The organism is Actinomadura napierensis, assembly GCF_039529375.1.
In the GTDB taxonomy this organism is placed as follows: Bacteria; Actinomycetota; Actinomycetes; order Streptosporangiales; family Streptosporangiaceae; genus Spirillospora; species Spirillospora napierensis.
In genome coordinates this window covers 100,294-121,389 of sequence record NZ_BAAAMR010000014.1, presented here as the reverse complement: position 1 = coordinate 121,389, position 21,096 = coordinate 100,294, and the positions used below count along the sequence as shown (strand labels likewise).

Here is a 21,096-nt window from a genome sequence, read left to right as displayed (position 1 = left end):
CTCGGCCGGGCGTTCGCGGTCTACCTGATCGTGTGCGGGCAGCGCATCGGCTCCGACCTCGGCCCCGGCGTCACCGCCCTCCGTGCCCAGCTCTCCGGCCGGGTCTGCCACCGCGTCAACGACCCCGAAACCGCGAACATGACCCTCGGCGACCTCGACCCGGCCGCCCTCGATGCCGCCCGCGCCATCCCCGCCGAGACTCCCGGCGTCTGCGTGGTCGCCGGCCAAGACGGCGCCTGGCACCGCGCCCGGTCGGTCTACGTCCCCGAACACGAGGCCGAACAAGCCGCGCGCGAGTACGCGCACCTGACCCCGAACTGGCAAACCCTCATCGGCTCCGTCCCGGTCATCTTCCCCGCCGCCTAGGCGCCTCTCCTCCTCTCTCTTCCGGCTCGGCGTGAGCCCTGATCGCGCCACGTCCCTACCCGACCCATGCCCGAAACCCATCCTGGAGGCTGCCCGATGGTCGCCCGCGTCCGTGCCCTTCGTCCCCGTCCTCGCCCCCGGTTCGCCGTCGTCCCGGCTCCCTCGTCCGGCCCGTCTTCGTCCTCGTCGTCGCCCTCGGGCTCGTCCCGCCCCTCGTCGGTGTCGTCCTGGGACGTGTGGCGGGTCGGGGTCGAGTGGGATGAGTTCCTGTCCCTGCACGTCGCGCGCTGCCAGCGCTGCGCCGACTCGTTCGCCTCGTCCCGGCCCGGTGAGGTCGACGACTGGGCCGACACGCACCACTGCGACCCGGAAATGGCCGCGCTGCTCGCGCTCGTCGACGTCCGGCGGGCCGCCTGATGCGGCGCATCCTCGGCGCGGTGGCCGACTCGGCGCCGGTGGTGATCCTGGCGGGGATCGCGGCGGCGGGGTCGTTCACCCACATCCGCGACACCGCCACCGACCACGGTCAGCTCGGGTGGATGGCCTGGGCCATCGCCGTGTGCATCGACCTGACCTGCGTCATGGCCGCCGGAGAACGCCAACGAGACAAGCGCACCGGACGGGAGACGGGGCGGCTGTCGTGGCCGACGTTGGTCCTGGTCGGCGGCATCCTGCTCTCCTTGGCCGCGAACCTGGCGCAGGCGGACCGGTCGGTGTGGGGCTGGATCACCGCCGGCACCCCCGCCCTGGCGTTCCTGGTCGCGGTCTCCATGCTGGAGCGCCGCAAGAGCGCACCTTGTGCCGACCAGTCCGCGCCCGGTCTCGTCCCGGACGGCGCGACCGTTCCGGACTCTGTCGGCCGTCCGTCCTCGGACGCGTCCGCCGTCCCGTCCTCGTCCTCGGCGCCGTCCTCGCCGTGGGTGGTGTGGGAGGACGACCGGCCCGAACCCGCCACCGTCTCGGCTGCCCGCCCGAACCAGAACGACCAGGCCCGGCAGGCCGACGACGACCAGGACGGGCAAACCACGATTCCCGTCCCGGTCCCGGCCGCCGACGAATCCGCGGCGGCCCCGTCCGAACCTGCTCCGGCGGCTGAGCTGGTCGAGTTCGCGCGCCGCGTCGCCTCCGAGCACCGGGACCGGCACGGCAAGCCGATCACCCGTGACGAGCTGCGCGCCCGGCTCGGGGTGTCCAACCAACTCGCGTCCGACCTGCTCCGCCAGATCCGCACCGAAACCGCATCCGCATCCGCTGCCTGACCGCCTGGAGGCATCGCACCATGACCGCGCACTCGCACCCGATCCCCGTCGTCCCCGGCGACCTGTTCGCCCGACACCAGGTCATCACCGGCCTGCGGGCGCTGGCCGACTTTCTAGAGGCCAACCCGGCCGTCCCGGTGCCGGAGTACGGCGAGACCTTCGACGTCTTCCCGCGCGACTGCGACGACGACTGCTCGGCCGCGCTCGTCGGTGACGTCGCGGCGCTGCTGGGCGTCCAGGCCGACGACGACCGGCCGAGCGGCGGCCACTACACCGCCTCCCGCTCCTTCGGCCGCATCACCTACCGCATCATCCATATCCCCGACCGCAACCGCCGGCGGCACGAGGCGTACATGAGCTACTGCCAGAACATCCGCCTCGACGAGGGCCAGGACCACGATGGCAATGAGCGGGTGGCCTGATGACCGACCACAAGCCGACGACATGGCGGCTTCGCTGCCGGGCCTGCAACGTCACCGACGGCGGCCTGCACTGGGTGACCCTGCTCGCGCTCCGGGACGGCCCCTCCTGCTCGGCCTGCGGCTCCGACGCGGTGACCGCACAGGACTCCGCGACCGGATCGGCCATCGCCTTCCCCCGCCCGGCCGCCTCGGTCGGCGAGTGGTGGCAGTGCTGCAACTGCGGTGGGACCGGTCTGGACTCCTACGGCGACACCTGCCCGCACTGCTCGGGCCTCGGCAACTGCCAGTGATCTAAAGCGCCCCCGGCGTGACCGCTCAACCGCCAAGTCACGCCGTCACGTCGGGGGCCATCCCCTCATCCGCCTGAATCGGTTAGGAGACCCCTTCATCGTGCCTCACCAGGTCCTCACACCGCAGGACGCCCGGCTGATGGCGAAGATCATCGACCGGCCGGACTTCGAGCGCTGGGCCGCTCGTGCTCGCTCTACCGGCGGCTGCGCGCAGCCGGTGTTCCTCACCGGCACCGTCAAGCACGTTCACACCGGTACCGGGGAACTGCTGCACACCTACTCCACCGACACCGAGCCGGACGGCGCGCTCCCGGTGGCCTGCAAGACCCGGCGGGCGTCCCGCTGCCCGGCCTGCGCCGAGATCTACCGCGCCGACACCTACCAGCTCATCCGCGCGGGCCTGGCCGGTGGCAAGGGCATCCCGGAAACCGTCTCCGCTCACCCGGCCGCGTTCGTCACGCTGACCGCGCCCTCGTTCGGTCCCGTCCACGCGCGGCGGGTGCGCAACGGCGGACGGGTCGAGCGCTGCCACCCTCGGCGGAACGCTGCGCCGTGCCCGCATGGCGTGGTGGCCTCCTGCGGCGTCCGGCACTCCGAGGATGATCCTCGGCTCGGTGAGCCGCTGTGCTCCGACTGCTACGACTACGCGGGGTCGGTGCTGTTCAACGCCCTGGCGCCGGAACTGTGGCGGCGCTTCACGCTGGCGCTGCGGCGCTACCTCGCCAAGTCGGCCGGGCTGACACAGAAGGAGTTCCGCGAGACGCTCGCGGTCTCCTTCGCCAAGGTCGCCGAATACCAGCGCCGGGGCGTCGTCCACTTCCACGCGGTCATCCGCTTCGACGGTCCCGGCGGCCCGACCGCCCCGCCGCCCGGTTGGGCAACCGTCCGGCTCCTGGAGGACGCCGTTTGGCACGCCGCCGGCGCCGTGTCGGTCACCACTCCGGCCGCCCCCGGCATCCCGGCCCGGTCCTTGACCTGGGGGCCGCAAGTCGACATCCGGGCCATCACGTCCTCGGGCGCGCTCACGCAGCAGGCCGTAGCGGGCTACATCGCCAAGTACGCCACCAAGGCCGCCGAATGCGTCGGCACCCTGGACCGGCGGCTTGACCCCGCTGACGACCTGGCCAAGCTGCCGATCACTCCGCACGCCCGGCGGCTCATCAGCCAATGCCTGACCTTGGGTGCCCTGGAGGAGTTCGCAGACCTCCGGCTCGTCCAGTGGGCTCACATGCTCGGCTTCCGGGGCCACTTCTCGACCAAGTCCCGCCGGTACTCCACCACCCTCGGCGCGCTGCGCGCCGCCCGCATCGCCTACGTCCGCGAGCAGTCCCCCGGCTGGCAGCCGCCCGACGACCAAGACCCTGACCTGATCCTCGCCATCGGTGAGTGGCGCTTCGCCAGCCAGGGCCTCACGCGCGGCGAGGCGCTCGTCACGGCAGCGCTCACCGGAAGACCTCTCCCCCCTCCCGCCGAAGTGACTGCAAGGAGCGCAGCTTGAGCAAGGCAAGCACACAGACACCTCCCCTCGACCTCGACGAACGGCTGTTGACGATCGCGGAGGCGGCCGAGCGTCTCAACACCTCCCCGCGGTTCCCTCGTCGGCTGGTGGCCGAACGGCGCATCCGCTTCGTCAAGCTCGGACGCTTCGTCCGCATCCCCGAATCCGCCCTTCGCGAGTTCATCGCTTCGGGGCTCATCGAACCCATGACCACATCTGACGTCTGGAGGGCTGCCTAATGGCGAACAGGGACGGACACCGCCGGTTCGGCAACGTCCGCAAGCGCGAGTCCGGGCGGTACCAGGTCCGCTATCCCGGCCCGGACGGACGGATGCGTACCGCGCCCAAGACCTTCGCCACCAAGAAGGAGGCGGAACGCGCGCTGACGCTGATCGAAGCGGAAATGCTCAGCGGGACATGGACCGACCCTGAGCGGGCCAAGGTCAAGCTCGGCGCCTACGCCGAACTGTGGATCGAGCAGCGGCAGACGCTCCGGCCGCGCACGCGCGAGTTGTACGCATGGCTGCTTCGCAAGCACATTGCTCCTCATCTCGGGGGCGTGGACCTGGGCAAGCTCAGCACGCCAATGATCCGGGAGTGGCTGACCAGGTTGGCGAATGCCGGGGTCGGGGCGACATCGCGAGCCAAGGCGTACCGGCTGCTGCGGGCCATCCTCATGACGGCGGTCGTGGAAGACAAGCTTCTCTCCCGCAACCCGTGCCAGGTGCGCGGGGCCGGCACCGAGCACGCGGAGGAGCGGCCCACGCTCACCGTCGCCCAGGTCTTCGAACTGGCCGAACGGGTCGGCGTGCGGCCGGTCGGCAACTTCCGCAAGCTGGATTCCGGTGACTACCGGCTCCGCTACCGCGTCAAGGGCGGCATCATGCGGCGCTTCCCGCAGACCTTCGCCACTCGCGCGGAAGCCGAACGGGCGCTGTGGAAGATGGCAGAGGACGGGCACGCCGACGTGATCCAGGACGAACGACTGCGGGCGTTCATCCTGCTGGCCACCTTCGCAAGCCTCCGCTGGGGCGAGATCACGGCGCTGCGTCGCTGCGACATCGATCTCACCGCGCGCACTGTCCGGGTCCGTCACGCCTACGTCGAACGGGCCAACGGTCAGATGCTGCTCGGGCCGCCCAAGTCTCAGGCGGGGGTTCGTACCGTCACCATCCCGGCCGCGATCGTCCCGCACCTGACGGCGCACATGAATAGGTACACGAAGAAGGAGGCGAACGCCCTGGTCTTCACCGGACTCAAGGGCGGACCGCTTCGCCGTAGCGGGTTCAACAAGGTCACCAACTGGACGCACGTCGTGAGAGCGCTCGGGGTCCCCAACCTGCATTTCCATGACCTTCGGCACACCGGCAACCAGCTCGCGGCCGACATGGGCGTCTCGACCAAGAACCTGATGGCGCGCATGGGCCATGACAACGAGCGGGCGGCGCTGCGCTACCAACACAGGTCGGCCAAGGGTGATCGCATCATCGCCGATGGCCTTGATGCGCTCGTCCGGGCGGAGCGCGACCAGGACGACGACGAGGACGGCGGCGCGGCCGGGACGCTGGTGCCGGTGGCCTAATGGCCCGCTAATGGCCCGTCAATGACGACGGCGAAAACGATCAAGGCCCAGGTTCGGGGATCATGTCCCTGGCCTGGGCCTTTGCGGTGAGCGGGTGACGGGAATCGAACCCGCGCTGTCAGCTTGGGAAGCTGAAGTTCTACCATTGAACTACACCCGCGTGGCGGGTGGTCGGGGCCGCCCGCGCTTGGACATCGTACCGGATAGTCGGGTGGGACGTCGTGCGGGTTGTGGGGGCCGGGGTGGGATAGCTTTTCCGGGTGCTGCTCTCCGATCGCGATATCAGGTCCGAGCTCGAGTCCGGGCGGGTGAAGATCGACCCGTACGAGCCGGGGATGGTCCAGCCGTCCAGTGTGGACGTGCGGCTTGACCGGTACTTCCGGGTGTTCGAGAACCACCGGTACCCGCACATCGACCCGGCTGTGGAGCAGCCGGACCTGACGCGGCAGGTGGAGGTGGACGCCGAGGAGGCGTTCGTGCTGCATCCCGGGGAGTTCGTGCTGGCCTCGACGTACGAGGTGTTCGGGCTGCCCGGCGACCTGGCGGCCAGGCTGGAGGGGAAGTCCAGCCTGGGGCGGCTCGGGCTGCTGACGCACTCGACGGCGGGGTGGATCGACCCCGGGTTCAGCGGGCACGTGACGCTGGAGCTGTCGAACGTGGCGACGCTGCCGATCAAGCTGTGGCCGGGGATGAAGATCGGGCAGATGTGCCTGTTCAGGACGAGTTCGCCGGCGCAGTACCCGTACGGGTCGGAGCGGTACGGATCGCGGTACCAGGACCAGCGGGGGCCGACTCCGTCGCGGTCGTATCTGAACTTCCACCGCACGAAGGTGTGAGCCCGGTCACGTGGCGTAGATCACCAAAAGATGAAACATCTTCTCGGGGCGGGTAGTTTCGAGCGACGCACAGCCTTGGCACCTGGTTGACAGCCTCTTTGGACTGAGGTGGTCGACGGGTGCCGGACGGATGAGGGCTACCCGTTTCCGCGCCGCCCCCGGGTGTGGGAACACGGAAGGAGATCGTGTCCATACTCCGCGCGGAAAGCGTCACGAAGCTGTTCGGCCGGAAGGCGGCCGAGGCGCAACGAAAACTGAAGGCGGGCGCCGATCTGAAGGACGTCCGCTCGCTGGGCGTCACCGCCGCCGTCGTCGACGCCACGTTCGAGGTCGAGCAGGGCGAGATCTTCGTGGTGATGGGCCTCTCGGGGTCCGGTAAGTCCACGCTGATCCGGATGCTGAACGGGCTGCTGGAGGCCACCGCCGGGACCGTCGAGATCGACGGCCAGGATATCGCGAAGCTGTCGCCGAAGGCGCTGCGAACGCTCCGGCAGGACAAGGTCAGCATGGTCTTCCAGCACTTCGCGCTCTTCCCCCACCGGTCCGTCCTGGCGAACGCCGCGTACGGGCTGGAGGTGCGCGGTGTCGCGAAGGAAGAACGAGAGAAGAAGGCCCGAGAGTTCCTGGGTCTCGTGGGGTTGTCCGGGTGGGAGGACAAACTGCCCGGCCAGCTGTCCGGCGGCATGCAGCAGCGGGTCGGGCTGGCCCGCGCGCTGGCGGCGGGCACCGACATCATCCTGATGGACGAGGCGTTCAGCGCGCTCGACCCGCTGATCCGGCGGGAGGTCCAGGACCTGCTGCTCGACCTGCAGGGACGGTTCGGCAAGACGATCGTGTTCATCACGCACGACCTGAACGAGGCCATGCGCATCGGCGACCGCATCGCGGTGATGCGGGAGGGCCGGATCGTGCAGATCGGGACGGCCGAGGAGATCCTGACGGACCCGGCGAACGACTACGTCGCCCAGTTCGTCGCGGACGTGGACCGCACCAAGGTGCTGACGGCGGCGTCGGTGATGGAGAAGCCGCTGGTCACCGTGCTGTCGACGACGGGGCCGCGGACGGCGCTGCGCACGTTGCGCGAGCACCAGACCGACGCCGCGTTCGTGATCGGCCGGGACCGCAAGCTGATCGGCAAGGTGAAGGCGACGGCGGTCGCGGACGCGGTGAAGGACAACGTCCAGAAGCTGGACGGGCTGATCGACCCGGAGGAGCTGCAGCCGGTGTCGCCGGACACCTCCGTCTCGGACCTGTTCCTGCGCTCCGCGGAGAGCGACCTGCCGGTGCCCGTGACGGACGCGGACGGGACGCTGCTCGGCGTGATCCCGCGGGTCACGCTGCTGGCGGCGCTCGGCGCGATCAGCACGCACGTGGACGAGGTCGCCGCGTCGTCCGCCAACGACGAGGAGGACGCCGCGGACGACGCGGCGCCGGCGCTCGCGCTGACGAAGGAGGGTTCCGTTGACGACTGACGTGCTCGCGAGCGAGCTGCCCCGGGTGCACGTCGGCGACTGGTTCGACAGCCTGGTGACCTGGTGCACCGACAACCTGGGCTGGCTGTTCGACGGGATCGGCTCCGGCATCGAGTGGGCGGTCGACAACCTGACCGACCTGCTGAACCTGCTGCCCCCGCTGGGGCTCACGGTGGTCCTGGCGCTGGTCGCCCTGCTGGTCGCCGGCTGGCGGCTCGGGGTGTTCACGCTGGTCGGGTTCGCGCTGATCGACAGCATGGAGCTGTGGGACCCGGCGATGGACACGCTGGCGCAGGTGCTGGTGGCGGCGGTGATCGGGGTGGTGATCTCGATCCCGATCGGCATCGCGGCGGGCCGGAACGCGGTGGTGAGCCGGATCACCCGGCCCGTCCTCGACTTCATGCAGACGATGCCGGCGTTCGTCTACCTGATTCCGGCGATCTTCTTCTTCCACATCGGCGCGGTGCCGGGCGTGGTGGCGACGGTGATCTTCTCGCTGCCGCCTGGCGTGCGCCTGACCGAACTCGGCATCCGGGGCGTCGACCCGGAGATGGTGGAGGCGGGCGAGGCGTTCGGCACGCCCCCGCTGCGGGTGCTGACCCGGATCCAGATCCCGCTGGCGATGCCGTCGATCATGGCGGGCGTGAACCAGCTGATCATGCTGGCGCTGTCGATGGTCGTGATCGCGGGCATGGTCGGGGCGGGCGGTCTCGGCGGCGAGGTCGTCGAGGGCATCCAGCGGGTGGACATCTCGGGCGGCTTCGAGGCCGGTCTCGGCGTGGTCGTCCTGGCCATCTACCTGGACCGGCTCACCGGGTCGCTGGGCGACGACCGCCGGAGCGTGCTGCGGACGCTCTTCTCGCGCGGCATGCCCGGCCCCGTCGGCTGACCCCGTCGGCCAATCCCGTCGGCTGACCCCGGCGCGCACGATCTTTTTCCTCCCACCCCTGCACAGCAACGAAAGGAAGGGCATTGCGTCCCAAATTCAAGGTTCTGGCCGCGGCGGCGATGGCGCTGGCGCTCGGTGCCACGGCGAGCGCCTGCAACAGCTCGGACGACAAGAAGAACAGCAAGGATCTGACGCTCGGCGTCGTGTCCGGCTGGTCGGAGGGCGAGGCCGCCACCGCGCTGTGGAAGAAGATGCTGACCGACAAGGGCTACAAGGTCTCGGTGAAGCAGCTCGATGCCGGTCCGCTGTATGCGGGGATGGCGCAGGGCGACGTGGACCTGTACCTCGACTCGTGGCTGCCGAACACCCACGAGGACTACTGGAAGCAGTACGGCGACAAGCTGGAGAAGGTCGGCGTCTGGTACCCGTCGGCGCCGCTGACGATCGCCGTGCCGAACTACTCGCCGCTGCACTCGCTCGCCGACCTCAAGGGCAAGGGCTCGCAGTACGGCGGCAAGATCATCGGCATCGAGAAGAGCTCCGGGCTGTACCGCGTGTCGCAGGAGAAGATGCTGCCCGCCTACGGCCTGGACAAGGAGTACACGGTCACCACGTCGTCCACGGCGGCGATGCTGGCCGAGCTGCAGAAGGCGATCAGCGCCCACAAGGACATCGTCGTCACGCTGTGGCGCCCGCACTGGGCGTACTCGAAGTTCCCGATCCGGGACCTGCAGGACCCGAAGGGCGCGATGGGCAAGCCGGACGGCGTCTACACCGTCGGGCGCAAGGACTTCGGCAAGGACCAGCCGCAGGTGGCGGGCTGGCTGAAGAAGTTCAAGATGGACGACAAGCAGCTGGGCTCCCTCGAGGACCTGATGGAGAACCAGTACAAGGGCAAGCCGGACCAGGCGGTGGACGCGTGGCTGAAGGCGAACCCGGGCTTCGAGAAGTCCATGACGGGCTGATGCGTCGTCCCGTCCCGGAGGGAACGTTCCAGCGTTCCTGAAGGCGTCAGGGGGCCGTCCGGGCATACCGGACGGCCCTCTGCCTTTTCGAGGCGTTCTGGACCGTTTCAGGACGTCCCAGGCAGACGAGCGGCCGGGCTCAGCCCGCGAGACCGACGCTGAAGAGCACGACGAGCAGGCCAAGGCCGGTGGCGCCCAGCGTCATCACGCGCGGGTGCCCGCTGTGCGCCTCCGGCAGGATCTCGGCGGCGGACAGGTACAGCAGGACGCCCGCGAACAGCCCGAGGTAGGGCCCGAGGACGCCCTCCGGGACCGTTCCGAGCAGGGTGAGCGCGGCGCCCACGATCGGCGCGACGGCGTCGGCGAGCAGCAGCGCGAGGGCGGGACGCCGGTCCCGGCCGCCGAGCGAGGCCGCGGTGAAGGTGTTGAAGCCGTCCGCGAAGTCGTGCGTGACGACGGCGAGCGCGACGAACGCGCCGACCCGGTCGCCGGACTGGAAGCCGAGGCCGATGCTCAGGCCGTCCACCAGGCTGTGCCCGACGAGGGCGAACGCGGCGAGCAGCCCGGCGCCGCCCGGCCCGCCGTCCCCGGCGTGGACGTGGCCGTGCGCGTGGACGTGCGGGGCGTACTCGCCCTCGTGCGCGCGGTGGATGGCCACGGACTGCTCCACCACGTGCAGCAGCAGGAACCCGACGGCGAAGCCGATCATGGGGGCGGGGACGCCCAGCGGCCGGTCCCCCGTCATCTGCAGCGACTCGGGGATCAGGTCGAACGCGACGACGCCGAGCATCAGCCCGCCGGCCAGCCCGAGGACGAGGTGCCGCTTGTCGCGCACCCGCATCGCCGCGAGCCCGCCGGCGAGCGTCATCAGGAATGCCAGGGCGGACACGAGCACGGCCATCCCACGGTCTTACCAGCCGCTTCGCCGGTCACTCCTCCCGCCGCGTCCATGATCGGCTACAGATCGCTTGACCACGCGAAGCGGCCCCGGCCCCCGTGGAACGGGGACCGGGGCCGCTGGGCCGGACGGTGTCACTCGGCGGCGACGGGCTCCTTCGCCTGGGCGGTGCCTTCGCCCTTGATGGAGCGGATGAGCAGCTGGGAGACGTCGACGACTTCCAGGCTCTCCTTGGCGTCGCCGGAGTTCTTCTTCTCGTTGATGGCGTCACCGAGCATGACCAGGCAGAACGGGCATGCGGTGGAGACGGTGTCGGGGTCGGTGGTCAGCGCCTCGTCCACGCGTTCGGTGTTGATGCGCTTGCCGATCCGCTCTTCCATCCACATCCGGGCGCCGCCGGCGCCGCAGCAGAACCCGCGGTCCTTGTGGCGGTGCATCTCCTGCGTCTTGACGCCGGGGACGGTGGCCATGATGTCGCGGGGCTGCTTGTAGACCTTGTTGTGGCGGCCCAGGAAGCACGGGTCGTGGTAGGTGATCTTCTCCTCGATCGGGGTGACCGGGGTGAGCTTGCCCTCCTCGACCAGGTGCGCCAGCAGCTGGGTGTGGTGGACGACCTCGTAGTTCCCGCCGATCTGCGGGTACTCGTTGGCCAGGGTGTTGAAGCAGTGCGGGCAGGTCGCCACGATCTTCTTCACGCCGGCGTCGTTGAGGGTCTCGACGTTCTGCTGGCCGAGCATCTGGAACACGAACTCCATGCCCAGGCGGCGGGCCGGGTCACCGGTGCAGGCCTCCATCGGGCCGAGCACCGCGAACTTCACGCCCGCGATGTGCAGCAGTTCGGCGACGGCCTTGGTGGTCTTCTTGGCCCGGTCCTCCAGGGCGCCGGCGCAGCCGACCCAGAACAGGTACTCGGTGTCCTCGGAGACCTTGTCGTCGACGACCTCGACCTCGAAGTCCAGCTCCTCGATCCACTCGAGGCGCTTCATCTCGGACATGCCCCAGGGGTTGCCCTTGTTCTCGAGGTTCTTCAGCATGACGCCGGCCTCGGACGGGAACGAGGACTCGATCATCACCTGGAAGCGGCGCATGTCCAGGATGTGGTCGATGTGCTCGATGTCGACCGGGCACTGCTCCACGCACGCGCCGCAGTTGGTGCACGACCACAGCACGTCGGGGTGGATGACGCCGTCCTCGCCGACGAGCTCCTTGTCGACCTGCATGGCGAGCTTCTGCTCGTCGGTGAACTTCTCCCGCTCCTCTTCGGAGGCGAGCATGTACGGGGCCTTGGCCAGGGCGTGGTCGCGCAGCTCCAGGATGACCATCTTGGGCGACAGCGGCTTGCCGGTGTTCCAGGCCGGGCACTGGGACTGGCAGCGACCGCACTCGGTGCAGGTCGCCATGTCGAGGAAGCCCTTCCAGGTGAAGTCCTCGATCTTGCCGCGGCCGAAGACGTCCTCGTCGGGGTCGGCCTCCTCGAAGTCCAGCGGCTTGCCGCCCGACATCATCGGCTGCGCGGCGCCCAGGCCGTCGGGGCGGCGCTTGAACATGACGTTCAGCGGGGCCAGGAAGATGTGCAGGTGCTTGGAGTGCACGACGAACACCAGGAACACCAGCGCGACGCCGATGTGCAGGAGCAGCCCGATCTCTTCCAGGATGTCCAGGGTGTGGGTGGACAGGCCGTCGAACAGGTGCCCCACGACCCAGGAGAAGTAGGCGCCCTTGCCGTAGTTCAGGTTGCCGTTGGCCCACCCGACGCCGCGGAAGAAGAACATCGTCCAGATCACGTTGAAGATCATGAACAGCGTGATCCACGCGCCGGACAGGTGCGAGCCCTTGAACCGGGACTTGCGGTCCAGCCGCTTGGGGGAGTTCTTGATCCGGATCGCCGTGAAGGTGATCAGGCCCGCGGTGCAGGCCAGCGCGATGGTGTCCTGGATCGCGCCGATCGGCGGCCAGGTCTGCAGCCACGGGATCTTGTGGTCCAGCCCGGCCAGCAGCGCGACCGCCGCCTCCAGGTAGACCGTGATCAGCAGGAAGAACGCCCACATGACGGCGGCGTGCGCGGCGCCGGCCAGCGACCACTTCAGCAGCTTGCGCTGACCCAGGACCTCGGTGACCTGGCCCTCGATGTCAGCCTTCTTGTCACGCTTGACCTGCAACACCCGGTCGGGGTCGGGCTGCCCGGCCATGGCCGTGTTGTACAGGAAGAGCACCCGCCGGGCGGCGAGCGCCAGGGCGACCGCCGTTCCGGCGAGCCCAATGACCAACGTGATCCAGAACACTGTTCCGTCCTCCTGGGGTACGGGCGATGGCAGTCAGCGTAGGGCTCGCGACAGACCGCGTCTCATCCGGGGCCCGAATACTACTCGGTAGTAGCTTATGTGGTCACGTGCGCTGGTCAGCACGTCTCTCGACCGGTCCGCGGCCCGGTAGGGCACGGACGGGGTGTTCCACCGTCCCCTCACCTTACGGATTTGGCGGACCGATGAGTATCGGGCGGTTTCCGAGTCAAATCCACAGGAGAAGGACTCGTCCAGCACGCTCCCGTCCAGCGGTACGTGCGGCGGGACCCACCGAAACGCATTCAAGGAGACCGGCGATGACCTCGAACCCCGACCTCGCGCCCGCGGCCCGGCGGCTCGCGGACCTGATCAGCACCGTCCGCGACGACCGGCTCGACGCCCCGACGCCCTGCTCGGACTCCTCGCTCGCCACCCTGATCGACCACGTCGACGGGCTGTCGCAGGCGTTCACCATGGCCGCCGAGAAGGACGTCCCCGAGGGCGGGTCGCAGCCGCCGTCCCCCGACGCGTCCCACCTGGCGCCCGACTGGCGCGTCCGCGTCCCCGAACGGCTCGACGCGCTCGCCGCCGCCTGGCGCGAACCGTCCGCCTGGGAAGGGATGGCGGAGGCGGGCGGTGTGCAGATGCCCGCCCAGGTCATGGGACGCGTCGCACTGAACGAGCTGGTCGTGCACGGCTGGGACATCGCCAGGGCCGGCGGGCAGCCCTACGTCTGCGGCGACGACGAGGTGCAGGAGTGCCTGGTCTTCGTCGGGCAGGCCGTCGAGCAGAGCGGCGGCAAGGGCACGCCCGGGCTCTTCGAGGCCCCCGTCCCCGTCCCGGACGGCGCGTCCCCCCTCGACCGGCTCATCGCCCTCACCGGCCGCGACCCGTCCTGGACGCCCTAGCCGCACCGGCCTCGGCGGCATGGGCGATCCCCCGGCACATGCCGCCGAAGACCCGGTCGTGGAACGGCTTGACCGCCCACCAGCCGGTCCAGGACGCCGCGGGCGCGCTAGGCGGCCCGGCACCGGCGTGACCGCCCCGACCCACAGGCTCGACAGCCACGGGCTCAGAACGGGCACCGGGACGACGAGCCGCCTGCCGAGCCCGGCGACGGCGGCGTAGCGCCGCATCATGTCGCGGTAGGTGAGCACGTCCGGCCCGCCGATGTCGAAACCCCGGCAGACCTCGGCGGGCAGGTCCGCGGACGCCACCAGGTAGTGCAGGACGTCCCGGATCGCGATCGGCTGGATGCGGGTGCGCACCCAGCGCGGGGTGACCATCACCGGCAGCCGCTCGGTCAGGTACCGCAGCACCTCGAACGAGGCCGACCCCGACCCGATGATCACCGCGGCGCGCAGCCACACCGCCGGCACCCCGGCGTCGAGCATGATCCGGCCCACCTCGGCGCGGGACCGCAGATGCGGCGACAGGTCCTCGTCCGGGGCCATCCCGCCCAGGTAGACCAGCCGCCCCACGCCCGCGTCCCGGGCGGCCGCGGCGAAGGTGCGGGCGGCACGGCGGTCGGCCTCGGCGAACCCGGCCTCGCCGCCGATCGCGTGGATCAGGTAATAGGCCACGTCCACGCCGTCCAGGGCCCGGCGCGTCGGCTCCGGGTCGGTCGCGTCGGCTTCGGCGATCTCCACCCGCCCCGCCCACGGGTGGTCGCGCAACCTGCGCGCCGTGCGGGTCATGCACCGCACGCGGTATCCGGCGTCCAGCAGCGCGGGCACCAGCCGGCCGCCGATGTAGCCGCCGGCCCCCGTCACGAGGCACAGACGGCCGTCACCCGTGCGATCGTCCATGGCGCGCTCCTGCCCGCGGTCCGTCCGCGGCCGGCGCACGCCATGGCCGGCCGCTTCGGACCGGGCCCCCGCGCCCCGCCCGTGCGGAGCGCCGTCTTTCCCCTGGTCGAGTGCTCCGTACCCCCCGCCCGCCCGGGCAAGCGCGGCCGGCCGGAGGCTCCGCGCCGCGGTCACGATCGGCGGGCATGGGCCTTCTCGCCGTCGCAACCTCTGAGCGGGGCGCTACCAGGGGATCGGGCCGTCGTCGTCCTGGAAGGTGCCGGTGGGGCCGTCGTCGGGCAGGGTCGCGAGCCGGACCGCGATCGCCGCGCCCTGCTCGGGGGTGCGGACGCCGCGGAAGCCGTTGAGGTCGGTCGCGCAGAAGCCGGGGCAGCCCGCGTTGATCAGGATGTTCGTGTCGTGCAGCTCCTTGGCGTACTGGACGGTGACGGCGTTGAGGAACGTCTTCGAGGTCGCGTACGCGGCGGCGATCGGGCCCGTCTGGGCGCCCGGAGTGGTCTGCCGGGTGAGGGAGCCGACGGTGCTGGACATGTTCACGATCCGCGGGGACGCCGAGCGGCGCAGCAGCGGCAGCATCGCGTTGGTCACGCGGATGACGCCGATCACGTTCGTCTCCACGGCCGTCCGCACGGTGTCCAGGTCGACCCGGGTGGGCTCCTGCGGCATGCCGCCGGTGATCCCGGCGTTGTTGACCAGCACGTCGAGGCGTCCGGCGCGCTCCTCGACCAGCCGCGCGGCGGCGGCCGCGCTCGCGTCGTCGGTCACGTCCAGCGGCACGCCGAACGCGTCGGCTCCCGCCGCGCGCAGCTTCTCGACGGCGGCCTCCCTCGGCCCCTCGCTGCGGGCGCCGACGCCGACGCTCCAGCCGAGCGCGCCCAGGCCGGCCGCGATCTCGTATCCGATCCCCTTGTTCGCGCCGGTGATCAGCGCGATCGTCTTTTCGGTCATGCATCGATCGTCACGCCTCCCCCTGCGTCCTGGCCAACACCGTCTGGGTGGGCCGCGATACCCGGCGGGTATCGTGGCGGGCATGGAGACGCGGGAGCTGCGGTACTTCGTCGCCGTCGCCGAGGAGCTGCACTTCGGACGGGCCGCCGAGCGGCTCGGCATCGCGCAGCCACCGCTCTCACGGGCGATCCAGCAGCTCGAACGGCGCCTCGGGGTGACGCTGCTGGACCGCACCAACCGCACCATCGCGCTGACCGAGGCCGGGACGGTGCTGCTGCACGAGGGCCGGGCGGCCCTGGACGCGGTCGAGGCCGCCGACCGCCGGACCCGCCGCGCCGCCGCCGCGTCCGGCGATCCCGGGATCGTCCTCGTCACCAAGGCCGGGGCGTCCAGCGAGCTGCTGCCGAAGCTGCTCGACGCCTACGCCGCCGAGCCCGGCGCGGTGACCGTCGACGTGCTCCTGTGCGCGCCGGGCGAGCAGGAGCGGCTGCTGCGCGACGGGCGGGCCGACGTGGCGCTGCTGCACCGGCCGTTCGACTCGGCGGCCGGGTTCGACACCGAGGAGCTGCGCACGGAGGAGCAGGTCGCGGTGCTGCCGGCCGGGCACCCCCTCACCGCCCGCGCCCACCTGCGGCTGGCCGACGTCACCGCGCTGCCCGGCCTGCCGATGCCGCGCTGGCCCGGCCCGGACGGCACGTACCCGGACGGCCCCGGTCCGCGAGTCCACGACCACGCGCAGCTGCTCCAACTGATCGCGCTCGGCCGGGCCGCCGCCGTCCTGCCGGAGTCGTCCCGCGCCCGGCTGCCCCGCGACCTCGCCACCGTGCCGCTGCTGGACGCGCCGAAGGTGACGACGGTGATCGCGTGGCCGCCGCACAGCCGGTCCCTGGCCCTCGCCGGCCTGGTCCGCGCCGCGACCCGCCTCTAGCGCCCGCGCTCCCGCCAGGCGCGCTCCCACTGCCGGGTCAGCATCGGATAGACGATCAGGTGGCGGAACGGCGCGATGAACGCCATGTACAGCCGCCCGAACCGGCCGTTGGGCTTGACCAGGACCGCCATCCGGAGCTCGTGGCCGCCATCTGCGGCCGGCGCCCAGCCGAGATGCATGACGCCGTGGACGGTCCGGTTCGCCATTTCGCGGACGTCCTCGTCGGCGAGCCGGTAGACGGGGGTGAACGGACCGTCCGGGGCGAGGCCGTCGGCGGTCGCGCGGAGGTCGGACGGGAGGCGGTCGCGGACGGGCTCGACGCGGCTGCCGAGGCCCGTCCGCGACCTGTCCACGCCGAGCAGGGCGCCGAGCTTCATGCGCACCGCGAGCAGGAGCCTGACCGGGGGCGCCTGGTTGGCGAACCCGCCGGCCGTCCGCATCGCTTCGAGCATCGCGGGGAAGTCGTCCGGCCCGGCGCCCGGGGTTCGGTACGACCACACGTCCTGCAGCTGGAAGTCGCGGGTGAACTCGTGGACACGCCATGGCCGCTCGGTGTGGGCCCGGTCCGGAAGCCTCATGGGCGCCGTCCTTCGTCCAGGTATACGGTTGCGTACAACAGCAGGCTAACGCCACTTATACGGGTGCGTATAGATGGCGGCGAGGTGAGGTGGGGCACTTGGCGGGCGCGACCCGGACGCCGCGGGAGCGATGGATCGAGGAAGGGCTGCGGGCCCTCGCCGAAGGCGGCCCGGACGCCGTGCGCGTCGAGGCGCTCGCCAAGCGGCTCGGCGTCACCAAGGGCGGGTTCTACGGGTACTTCGCCGACCGCGACGCGCTCCTGGAGGCGATGCTGGACGCCTGGGAGCGCGAGAGCACCGACGAGGTGTTCCAGCGCATCGCGGAGGAGGGCGGCGACCCGGCCACCCGGATCCGGCGCGCCGGGACGCTCACCTTCTCCGGCGACCGCCTGCTCCCCATCGACCTCGCCGTCCGCGACTGGGCCCGCCGCGACGAGGCCGTCGCCGAGCGCCTGCGCCGCGTGGACAACCGGCGCATGGCCCTGCTGCGGGAGATGATCGGCACGTTCTGCTCCGACCCGGCCGAGGTCGAGGCCCGCAGCCTGATCGCCTTCTGCGTGGCGATCGGGCACCACTTCCTCGCCGCCGACCACGACGGCCTGACCCGCGGCGACGTCCTCACCCGCGCCGCCGACCTCGTCCTGAACCCGAGCCGGTAGCGTTTTTTGAACACGTTCGATTTTCTGCGCTACGCTCCTGTACAGACGGAGGTGGAGCGCCATGAAGCTGGTGATTCCCGGCGGCACCGGGCAGGTGGGCACGATCCTGGACCGGGCGTTCACCGGCGCGGGCCATGAAGTGGTGGTGCTGACGCGGCGGCCCGCGCGGGACCGGGAGCTGCCCTGGGACGGGCGGACGCTCGGCCCCTGGGCGGAGGCGTTCGACGGCGCCGACGCCGTGGTCAACCTCGCCGGACGCAGCGTGAGCTGCCGCTACACCCCGGCCAACCTCCAGGACATGATGGATTCGCGGGTGCTGTCGACGCGGGTCGTGGGCGAGGCCATCGCCGCCGCCGCGCGCCCACCCCGCGTCTGGCTGCAGATGAGCACCGCGACCATCTACGCCCACCGCTTCGACGCGCCCAACGACGAGGCGACCGGCGTCATCGGCGGCGACGAACCGGACGTCCCGCGCTACTGGGAGTACAGCGTCCGGATCGCCAAGGCGTGGGAGCGGGAGCAGAAGCGCGCGGCGACACCGTCCACCCGGAAGGTCGCCCTGCGCGCCGCCATGGTGATGAGCCCCGACCGCGGCGGCGTGTTCGACGTGCTGCTGCGGATGGCGCGGCTCGGCCTCGGCGGGCCGGTCGCGGGCGGCGCGCAGTACATGTCGTGGATCCACGAGCGCGATCTCGTCCGCGCGGTGGAATTCCTGATCGACCGGGACGACCTCGCCGGGCCGGTGAACCTCGCCGCGCCCGCTCCCCTGCCGCAACGCGCGTTCATGCGGGAGTTGCGCTCCGCGTGGGGCATGCCGGTGGGCCTGCCCGCGACGAAGTGGATGGCCGAGATCGGGGCGCTCGCCCTGCGCTCGGACACCGAACTGCTGCTGAAGAGCCGCCGCGTCGTCCCCGGCCGCCTCCTCGACGCCGGCTTCACCTTCACCCACCCCGAATGGCCAGAAGCCGCCACCGACCTCGTCCAACAAATCCGCGCCCGCTGAGGTCCACGGCGCTTAGGCGTGCCTGGCAAAATGCAACGCGTGGCCATCAAACTTGAGAACGTCGGCATCACCGTTCGCGACCTCGAAGCAGCGATCTCCTTTTTCACCGACCTCGGGCTCACGGTCGTCGGGCGTGACACGGTCAGTGGCGAGTGGACCGACACCGCCGTCGGCCTTGATGGCAACCACGCCAACATTGCGATGCTCCAGACGCCGGACGGTCACGGTCACCTTGAGCTCTTCGAGTACATCCACCCCAATGCGATCGAGTCGGAGCCCACTCGTCCCAACGAGATCGGCATGCACCGCGTCGCCTTCTCAGTCGACGACATCGACAAAGCCCTTGAGATAGCCGCGAAACACGGGTGCCGTCCGCTTCGCGGCGTGGCCACCTATGAGGACATCTACAAGCTCACGTATGTCCGCGGTCCCAGCGGCATCATCGTGATGCTCGCCGAGGAGCTGAAGAAGAACTGACGTCCGATCGGCCCAATGAGGATGTGTCGCCAGCAGCTCGCGCTGGGAGCCATGCACCGGAAGCGCATGGCCGACCCACCTCCATAGCGCCGACGCACCCACCGGGAACCACATGACCGGGGGCTGTCCGCCGGCGGACCGGCGGACAGCGCGTTCCGTCAACTGGTGGTGCGAGTGATCTGGATGGCGGGGCTGACCTTGAACTCGCCGGTGAAGGTGATCGTCTCGCCCGACGCGCGCACTCCCGCGCAGCCGACGGAGCCGTTGTTGTTGGCCGTGGTGAACGGGGTGGCGACCGCGCTGTTGTACTTCAGGGTCTGGGTGCCGTTGGCGTAGCTCGCCGCGATCTTGCCGAACGAGAACCGGCAGTCGTCCGCGAAGATCGTGATGCCGAACGGGGAGCTCTGCGCCCCCGAGATGGTCGTCGTGCCCGTGGCGGCGTCGTAGCCGGTGGCGGTGTAGGAGATGGGCCCGACGCCGACGCCCACGTTCCCGAGGATGACGGCGGTGCCGCCGCCGGGGCGGGTGCACGGGCTGCCGAGGGTGTCGGTGTTGGTTCCGAGCGACGTGGTGGCGCCGGTGGCGGTCCTGCTCGCCATCTGCCCCCACTGCTTCACGCTGGTGCAGGTGACCAGGGTCGCGCCCGCCTGATTCTTGATGGTCACGGTACCCGTCGAGGCGGTGGTGTACTTGCCGTCGGCCGCCGGATTGACGACCTTCCAGGTGGTGGTGGCGGCGTGCGCGGCGACCGCCGGCGCGCTCAGCGCCAACGGAGCCGCCGCGGCCGCGGCGAGGGCGATGTGCTGGGAGAAGCGCCGGGAGAGGGGACGAGGCATAGGGGGAATGACCTCCTTCTGCCCGCATTCGCGGGCCGCCGGTGGAAGATCCACTGGCTGGCGGAGTCAACGTAACCCGAGGCCCCGACCAAGATCAATAATCAATTTCACCGGACGCGCGTCCCCGCACGTCAGAAGTTGCCGCCCACCCTCGCCCGGCATCCGGGGGTCGTTGCGGTCAGTCGCTCGACTCGTCGGCGGGCGACGGCTTGGCGATCACGAAGGTGCCCCGCCCGTGGACGCCTCGGACGAGGCCATGTTCACGGAGGAGCCTGATCGCCGCCTCCGCCGTGTTGACGGACACCTTGAACTCGTCCGCGACGGCTCGCACGGCGGGAATGCGGCGGCCCACGGGATAGACGCCGTCCACAATGCGCGCCGTGAGAACCCCCGCCACCTGGAGATACAGAGGCTCCATGCCGTCGAGATCGATACTCACATGGAAACACTAGGTCACCTGGAATCACGCTTGGACATATCATCACATTCAGAAACACCAGGGGACACTGGGTGTCACTGGGGGTAGCCTCAGCAGATGAAGCGGCCCCGGCGCGGTGGTGGTGCACTGCGCCGGGGCCTAGGAATCGACCGTCGATAGGAGGCGATCGACCCATGACCCCTGAGAGTAGAGCGCGGCTTGAGGCGCTGGGCGTGGTTCTGCGGGTGTACGGGCTTCAGGCGTCCATGACCGAGGACGGGTTGCGCGTCGTCAATCGGGCGGTGGCGGGGTGCTGTGCGGCGCATCCGGCCGATCTGATCAGCGTCGGGGCGCGGGAGGACGACGGCGGGCGGCTGTGGTTCTTCACGTCGTGGCGTCACCCGGTCGCGGAGGTGGAGCGCGTCGTGGACGCGGTGATGGTGATCCGGGGGCTGCTCGACGGGGAGCCGGGGGTGGCGTTGTGATCGAGGCGGTCACGGTCGTCGCGTCCGGGGCGGCGGTGCTGGCGGCGGTCATCGGCATGGTCGTGGTCGAACGGCGGCCTCGGTATCGGGGGCGGCATCGCTCGCTGTTGTGATCGCCGAACGGCTGAGCCTGTACCTGGCAGGTGTACCTCCAGCGGGGCGCTGGTTGGTCTGTGCGGCGCGGCGCAGGGTGGGCG

22 protein-coding genes, 1 tRNA gene and 3 pseudogenes are annotated in these 21,096 nt (G+C 70.5%); 18 read left to right on the top strand and 8 right to left on the bottom strand.

Annotation, left to right across the window (positions count from 1 at the left end; all coding sequences use genetic code 11):
• The 8 genes and pseudogenes from ABD296_RS11165 to ABD296_RS11130 form a co-directional block, all read left to right on the top strand.
• Positions 1-366, top strand: a pseudogene (locus ABD296_RS11165) (FtsK/SpoIIIE domain-containing protein); the annotation flags it as partial.
• Positions 367-462: 96 nt separating this feature from the next.
• Entirely contained in the window at positions 463-783 is a 321-nt protein-coding gene (locus ABD296_RS11160; RefSeq protein ID WP_344264529.1) for a hypothetical protein, read from the top strand.
• Between the two features lie 20 nt (positions 784-803).
• Positions 804-1,625 (top strand): DUF2637 domain-containing protein, encoded by an 822-nt coding sequence (locus ABD296_RS11155; protein WP_344264526.1) that lies wholly within the window; start codon positions 804-806, stop codon positions 1,623-1,625.
• Between the two features lie 20 nt (positions 1,626-1,645).
• A complete protein-coding gene (locus ABD296_RS11150; protein ID WP_344264523.1) occupies positions 1,646-2,047 on the top strand; it encodes a hypothetical protein in 402 nt (133 codons plus the stop codon).
• Positions 2,047-2,337, top strand: coding sequence for a hypothetical protein (locus ABD296_RS11145; RefSeq protein WP_344264520.1), 291 nt, complete (start codon positions 2,047-2,049; stop codon positions 2,335-2,337). Before ABD296_RS11150 ends, ABD296_RS11145 begins: the two co-directional genes overlap by 1 nt.
• 100 nt (positions 2,338-2,437) lie before the next feature.
• Positions 2,438-3,835 (top strand): replication initiator, encoded by a 1,398-nt coding sequence (locus ABD296_RS11140; protein ID WP_344264517.1) that lies wholly within the window; start codon positions 2,438-2,440, stop codon positions 3,833-3,835.
• A complete protein-coding gene (locus tag ABD296_RS11135; protein WP_344264514.1) occupies positions 3,832-4,074 on the top strand; it encodes an excisionase family DNA-binding protein in 243 nt (80 codons plus the stop codon). Before ABD296_RS11140 ends, ABD296_RS11135 begins: the two co-directional genes overlap by 4 nt.
• Positions 4,074-5,417 (top strand): tyrosine-type recombinase/integrase, encoded by a 1,344-nt coding sequence (locus tag ABD296_RS11130; RefSeq protein ID WP_344264511.1) that lies wholly within the window; start codon positions 4,074-4,076, stop codon positions 5,415-5,417. The genes ABD296_RS11135 and ABD296_RS11130 overlap by 1 nt, the downstream gene beginning before the upstream one ends.
• A gap of 89 nt (positions 5,418-5,506) precedes the next feature.
• Here ABD296_RS11130 and ABD296_RS11125 read toward each other — a convergent pair.
• Positions 5,507-5,577 (bottom strand) — tRNA-Gly (locus ABD296_RS11125).
• Between the two features lie 100 nt (positions 5,578-5,677).
• Here ABD296_RS11125 and dcd point away from each other — a divergent pair.
• The 4 genes and pseudogenes from dcd to ABD296_RS11105 all read left to right on the top strand — a co-directional run bounded on the left by dcd (position 5,678) and on the right by ABD296_RS11105 (position 9,579).
• Positions 5,678-6,253, top strand: a complete 576-nt coding sequence (dcd, locus tag ABD296_RS11120) for a dCTP deaminase (protein WP_344264508.1) — start codon at positions 5,678-5,680, stop codon at positions 6,251-6,253.
• A gap of 185 nt (positions 6,254-6,438) precedes the next feature.
• Positions 6,439-7,725, top strand: a complete 1,287-nt coding sequence (locus ABD296_RS11115; protein WP_344264505.1) for a quaternary amine ABC transporter ATP-binding protein — start codon at positions 6,439-6,441, stop codon at positions 7,723-7,725.
• A gap of 178 nt (positions 7,726-7,903) precedes the next feature.
• A pseudogene (locus tag ABD296_RS11110) lies at positions 7,904-8,614 on the top strand (ABC transporter permease); the annotation flags it as partial.
• Positions 8,615-8,697: 83 nt separating this feature from the next.
• A complete protein-coding gene (locus ABD296_RS11105) occupies positions 8,698-9,579 on the top strand; it encodes a glycine betaine ABC transporter substrate-binding protein (RefSeq protein ID WP_344264502.1) in 882 nt (293 codons plus the stop codon).
• A gap of 139 nt (positions 9,580-9,718) precedes the next feature.
• Here ABD296_RS11105 and ABD296_RS11100 read toward each other — a convergent pair whose 3' ends face one another.
• Positions 9,719-10,480 (bottom strand): ZIP family metal transporter, encoded by a 762-nt coding sequence (locus ABD296_RS11100; RefSeq protein WP_344264499.1) that lies wholly within the window; start codon positions 10,478-10,480, stop codon positions 9,719-9,721.
• A 131-nt stretch (positions 10,481-10,611) separates the two neighbouring features.
• Positions 10,612-12,759 carry a (Fe-S)-binding protein gene (locus ABD296_RS11095; RefSeq protein ID WP_344264496.1) on the bottom strand — a complete coding sequence of 716 codons (2,148 nt, stop codon included), beginning with the start codon at positions 12,757-12,759 and terminating at the stop codon, positions 10,612-10,614.
• Positions 12,760-13,076: 317 nt separating this feature from the next.
• On the opposite strand from ABD296_RS11095, the gene ABD296_RS11090 reads away from it, so the two are divergent.
• The gene (locus tag ABD296_RS11090) at positions 13,077-13,667 is read left to right on the top strand and encodes a TIGR03086 family metal-binding protein (RefSeq protein WP_344264493.1); all 591 of its coding nucleotides are present in this window, start codon (positions 13,077-13,079) and stop codon (positions 13,665-13,667) included.
• Between the two features lie 99 nt (positions 13,668-13,766).
• On the opposite strand, the pseudogene ABD296_RS11085 reads toward ABD296_RS11090, so the two are convergent.
• Together ABD296_RS11085 and ABD296_RS11080 are read right to left on the bottom strand one after the other, a co-directional pair.
• A pseudogene (locus ABD296_RS11085) lies at positions 13,767-14,567 on the bottom strand (NAD(P)H-binding protein); the annotation flags it as partial.
• A gap of 222 nt (positions 14,568-14,789) precedes the next feature.
• A complete protein-coding gene (locus ABD296_RS11080; protein WP_344264490.1) occupies positions 14,790-15,515 on the bottom strand; it encodes an SDR family oxidoreductase in 726 nt (241 codons plus the stop codon).
• A gap of 82 nt (positions 15,516-15,597) precedes the next feature.
• On the opposite strand from ABD296_RS11080, the gene ABD296_RS11075 reads away from it, so the two are divergent.
• On the top strand, positions 15,598-16,443 hold the full coding sequence (locus ABD296_RS11075; RefSeq protein ID WP_344264487.1) for a LysR family transcriptional regulator: 846 nt from the start codon (positions 15,598-15,600) through the stop codon (positions 16,441-16,443).
• Here the strand turns inward: ABD296_RS11075 and ABD296_RS11070 are convergent.
• Entirely contained in the window at positions 16,440-17,021 is a 582-nt protein-coding gene (locus tag ABD296_RS11070) for a DUF2867 domain-containing protein (RefSeq protein WP_344264484.1), read from the bottom strand. The two genes, ABD296_RS11075 and ABD296_RS11070, sit on opposite strands and share 4 nt — an antisense overlap.
• An 89-nt stretch (positions 17,022-17,110) precedes the next feature.
• Here ABD296_RS11070 and ABD296_RS11065 point away from each other — a divergent pair, with 89 nt between their 5' ends.
• The 3 genes from ABD296_RS11065 to ABD296_RS11055 all read left to right on the top strand — a co-directional run bounded on the left by ABD296_RS11065 (position 17,111) and on the right by ABD296_RS11055 (position 19,160).
• The gene (locus tag ABD296_RS11065; RefSeq protein ID WP_407061467.1) at positions 17,111-17,680 is read left to right on the top strand and encodes a TetR/AcrR family transcriptional regulator; all 570 of its coding nucleotides are present in this window, start codon (positions 17,111-17,113) and stop codon (positions 17,678-17,680) included.
• Positions 17,681-17,741: 61 nt separating this feature from the next.
• Positions 17,742-18,683: a TIGR01777 family oxidoreductase gene (locus tag ABD296_RS11060; protein WP_344264478.1), complete on the top strand. Its 942-nt coding sequence runs from the start codon at positions 17,742-17,744 to the stop codon at positions 18,681-18,683.
• A gap of 39 nt (positions 18,684-18,722) precedes the next feature.
• Positions 18,723-19,160 carry a VOC family protein gene (locus ABD296_RS11055; protein WP_344264475.1) on the top strand — a complete coding sequence of 146 codons (438 nt, stop codon included), beginning with the start codon at positions 18,723-18,725 and terminating at the stop codon, positions 19,158-19,160.
• Positions 19,161-19,318: 158 nt separating this feature from the next.
• Here the strand turns inward: ABD296_RS11055 and ABD296_RS11050 are convergent, their stop codons facing one another.
• Positions 19,319-19,996: a hypothetical protein gene (locus ABD296_RS11050; RefSeq protein WP_344264472.1), complete on the bottom strand. Its 678-nt coding sequence runs from the start codon at positions 19,994-19,996 to the stop codon at positions 19,319-19,321.
• Between the two features lie 178 nt (positions 19,997-20,174).
• On the bottom strand, positions 20,175-20,435 hold the full coding sequence (locus tag ABD296_RS11045) for a GntR family transcriptional regulator (RefSeq protein ID WP_344264469.1): 261 nt from the start codon (positions 20,433-20,435) through the stop codon (positions 20,175-20,177).
• Positions 20,436-20,608: 173 nt separating this feature from the next.
• Between ABD296_RS11045 and ABD296_RS11040 the strand changes: the two genes are divergently transcribed.
• Entirely contained in the window at positions 20,609-20,899 is a 291-nt protein-coding gene (locus ABD296_RS11040; RefSeq protein WP_344264466.1) for a hypothetical protein, read from the top strand.
• Positions 20,900-21,096 lie beyond the last annotated feature (197 nt).

Excerpts from the sequence above, each read along its gene's own strand:
- ABD296_RS11160 (WP_344264529.1), top strand. The coding sequence starts at position 463 with ATGGTCGCCCGCGTCCGTGCCCTTCGTCCCCGTCCTCGCCCCCGGTTC.
- ABD296_RS11150 (WP_344264523.1), top strand. The coding sequence starts at position 1,646 with ATGACCGCGCACTCGCACCCGATCCCCGTCGTCCCCGGCGACCTGTTC.
- ABD296_RS11145 (WP_344264520.1), top strand. The coding sequence starts at position 2,047 with ATGACCGACCACAAGCCGACGACATGGCGGCTTCGCTGCCGGGCCTGC.
- ABD296_RS11130 (WP_344264511.1), top strand. The coding sequence starts at position 4,074 with ATGGCGAACAGGGACGGACACCGCCGGTTCGGCAACGTCCGCAAGCGC.
- ABD296_RS11100 (WP_344264499.1), bottom strand. The coding sequence starts at position 10,480 with ATGGCCGTGCTCGTGTCCGCCCTGGCATTCCTGATGACGCTCGCCGGC.
- ABD296_RS11090 (WP_344264493.1), top strand. The coding sequence starts at position 13,077 with ATGACCTCGAACCCCGACCTCGCGCCCGCGGCCCGGCGGCTCGCGGAC.
- ABD296_RS11080 (WP_344264490.1), bottom strand. The coding sequence starts at position 15,515 with ATGACCGAAAAGACGATCGCGCTGATCACCGGCGCGAACAAGGGGATC.
- ABD296_RS11075 (WP_344264487.1), top strand. The coding sequence starts at position 15,598 with ATGGAGACGCGGGAGCTGCGGTACTTCGTCGCCGTCGCCGAGGAGCTG.
- ABD296_RS11070 (WP_344264484.1), bottom strand. The coding sequence starts at position 17,021 with ATGAGGCTTCCGGACCGGGCCCACACCGAGCGGCCATGGCGTGTCCAC.
- ABD296_RS11060 (WP_344264478.1), top strand. The coding sequence starts at position 17,742 with ATGAAGCTGGTGATTCCCGGCGGCACCGGGCAGGTGGGCACGATCCTG.
- ABD296_RS11050 (WP_344264472.1), bottom strand. The coding sequence starts at position 19,996 with ATGCCTCGTCCCCTCTCCCGGCGCTTCTCCCAGCACATCGCCCTCGCC.
- ABD296_RS11040 (WP_344264466.1), top strand. The coding sequence starts at position 20,609 with ATGACCCCTGAGAGTAGAGCGCGGCTTGAGGCGCTGGGCGTGGTTCTG.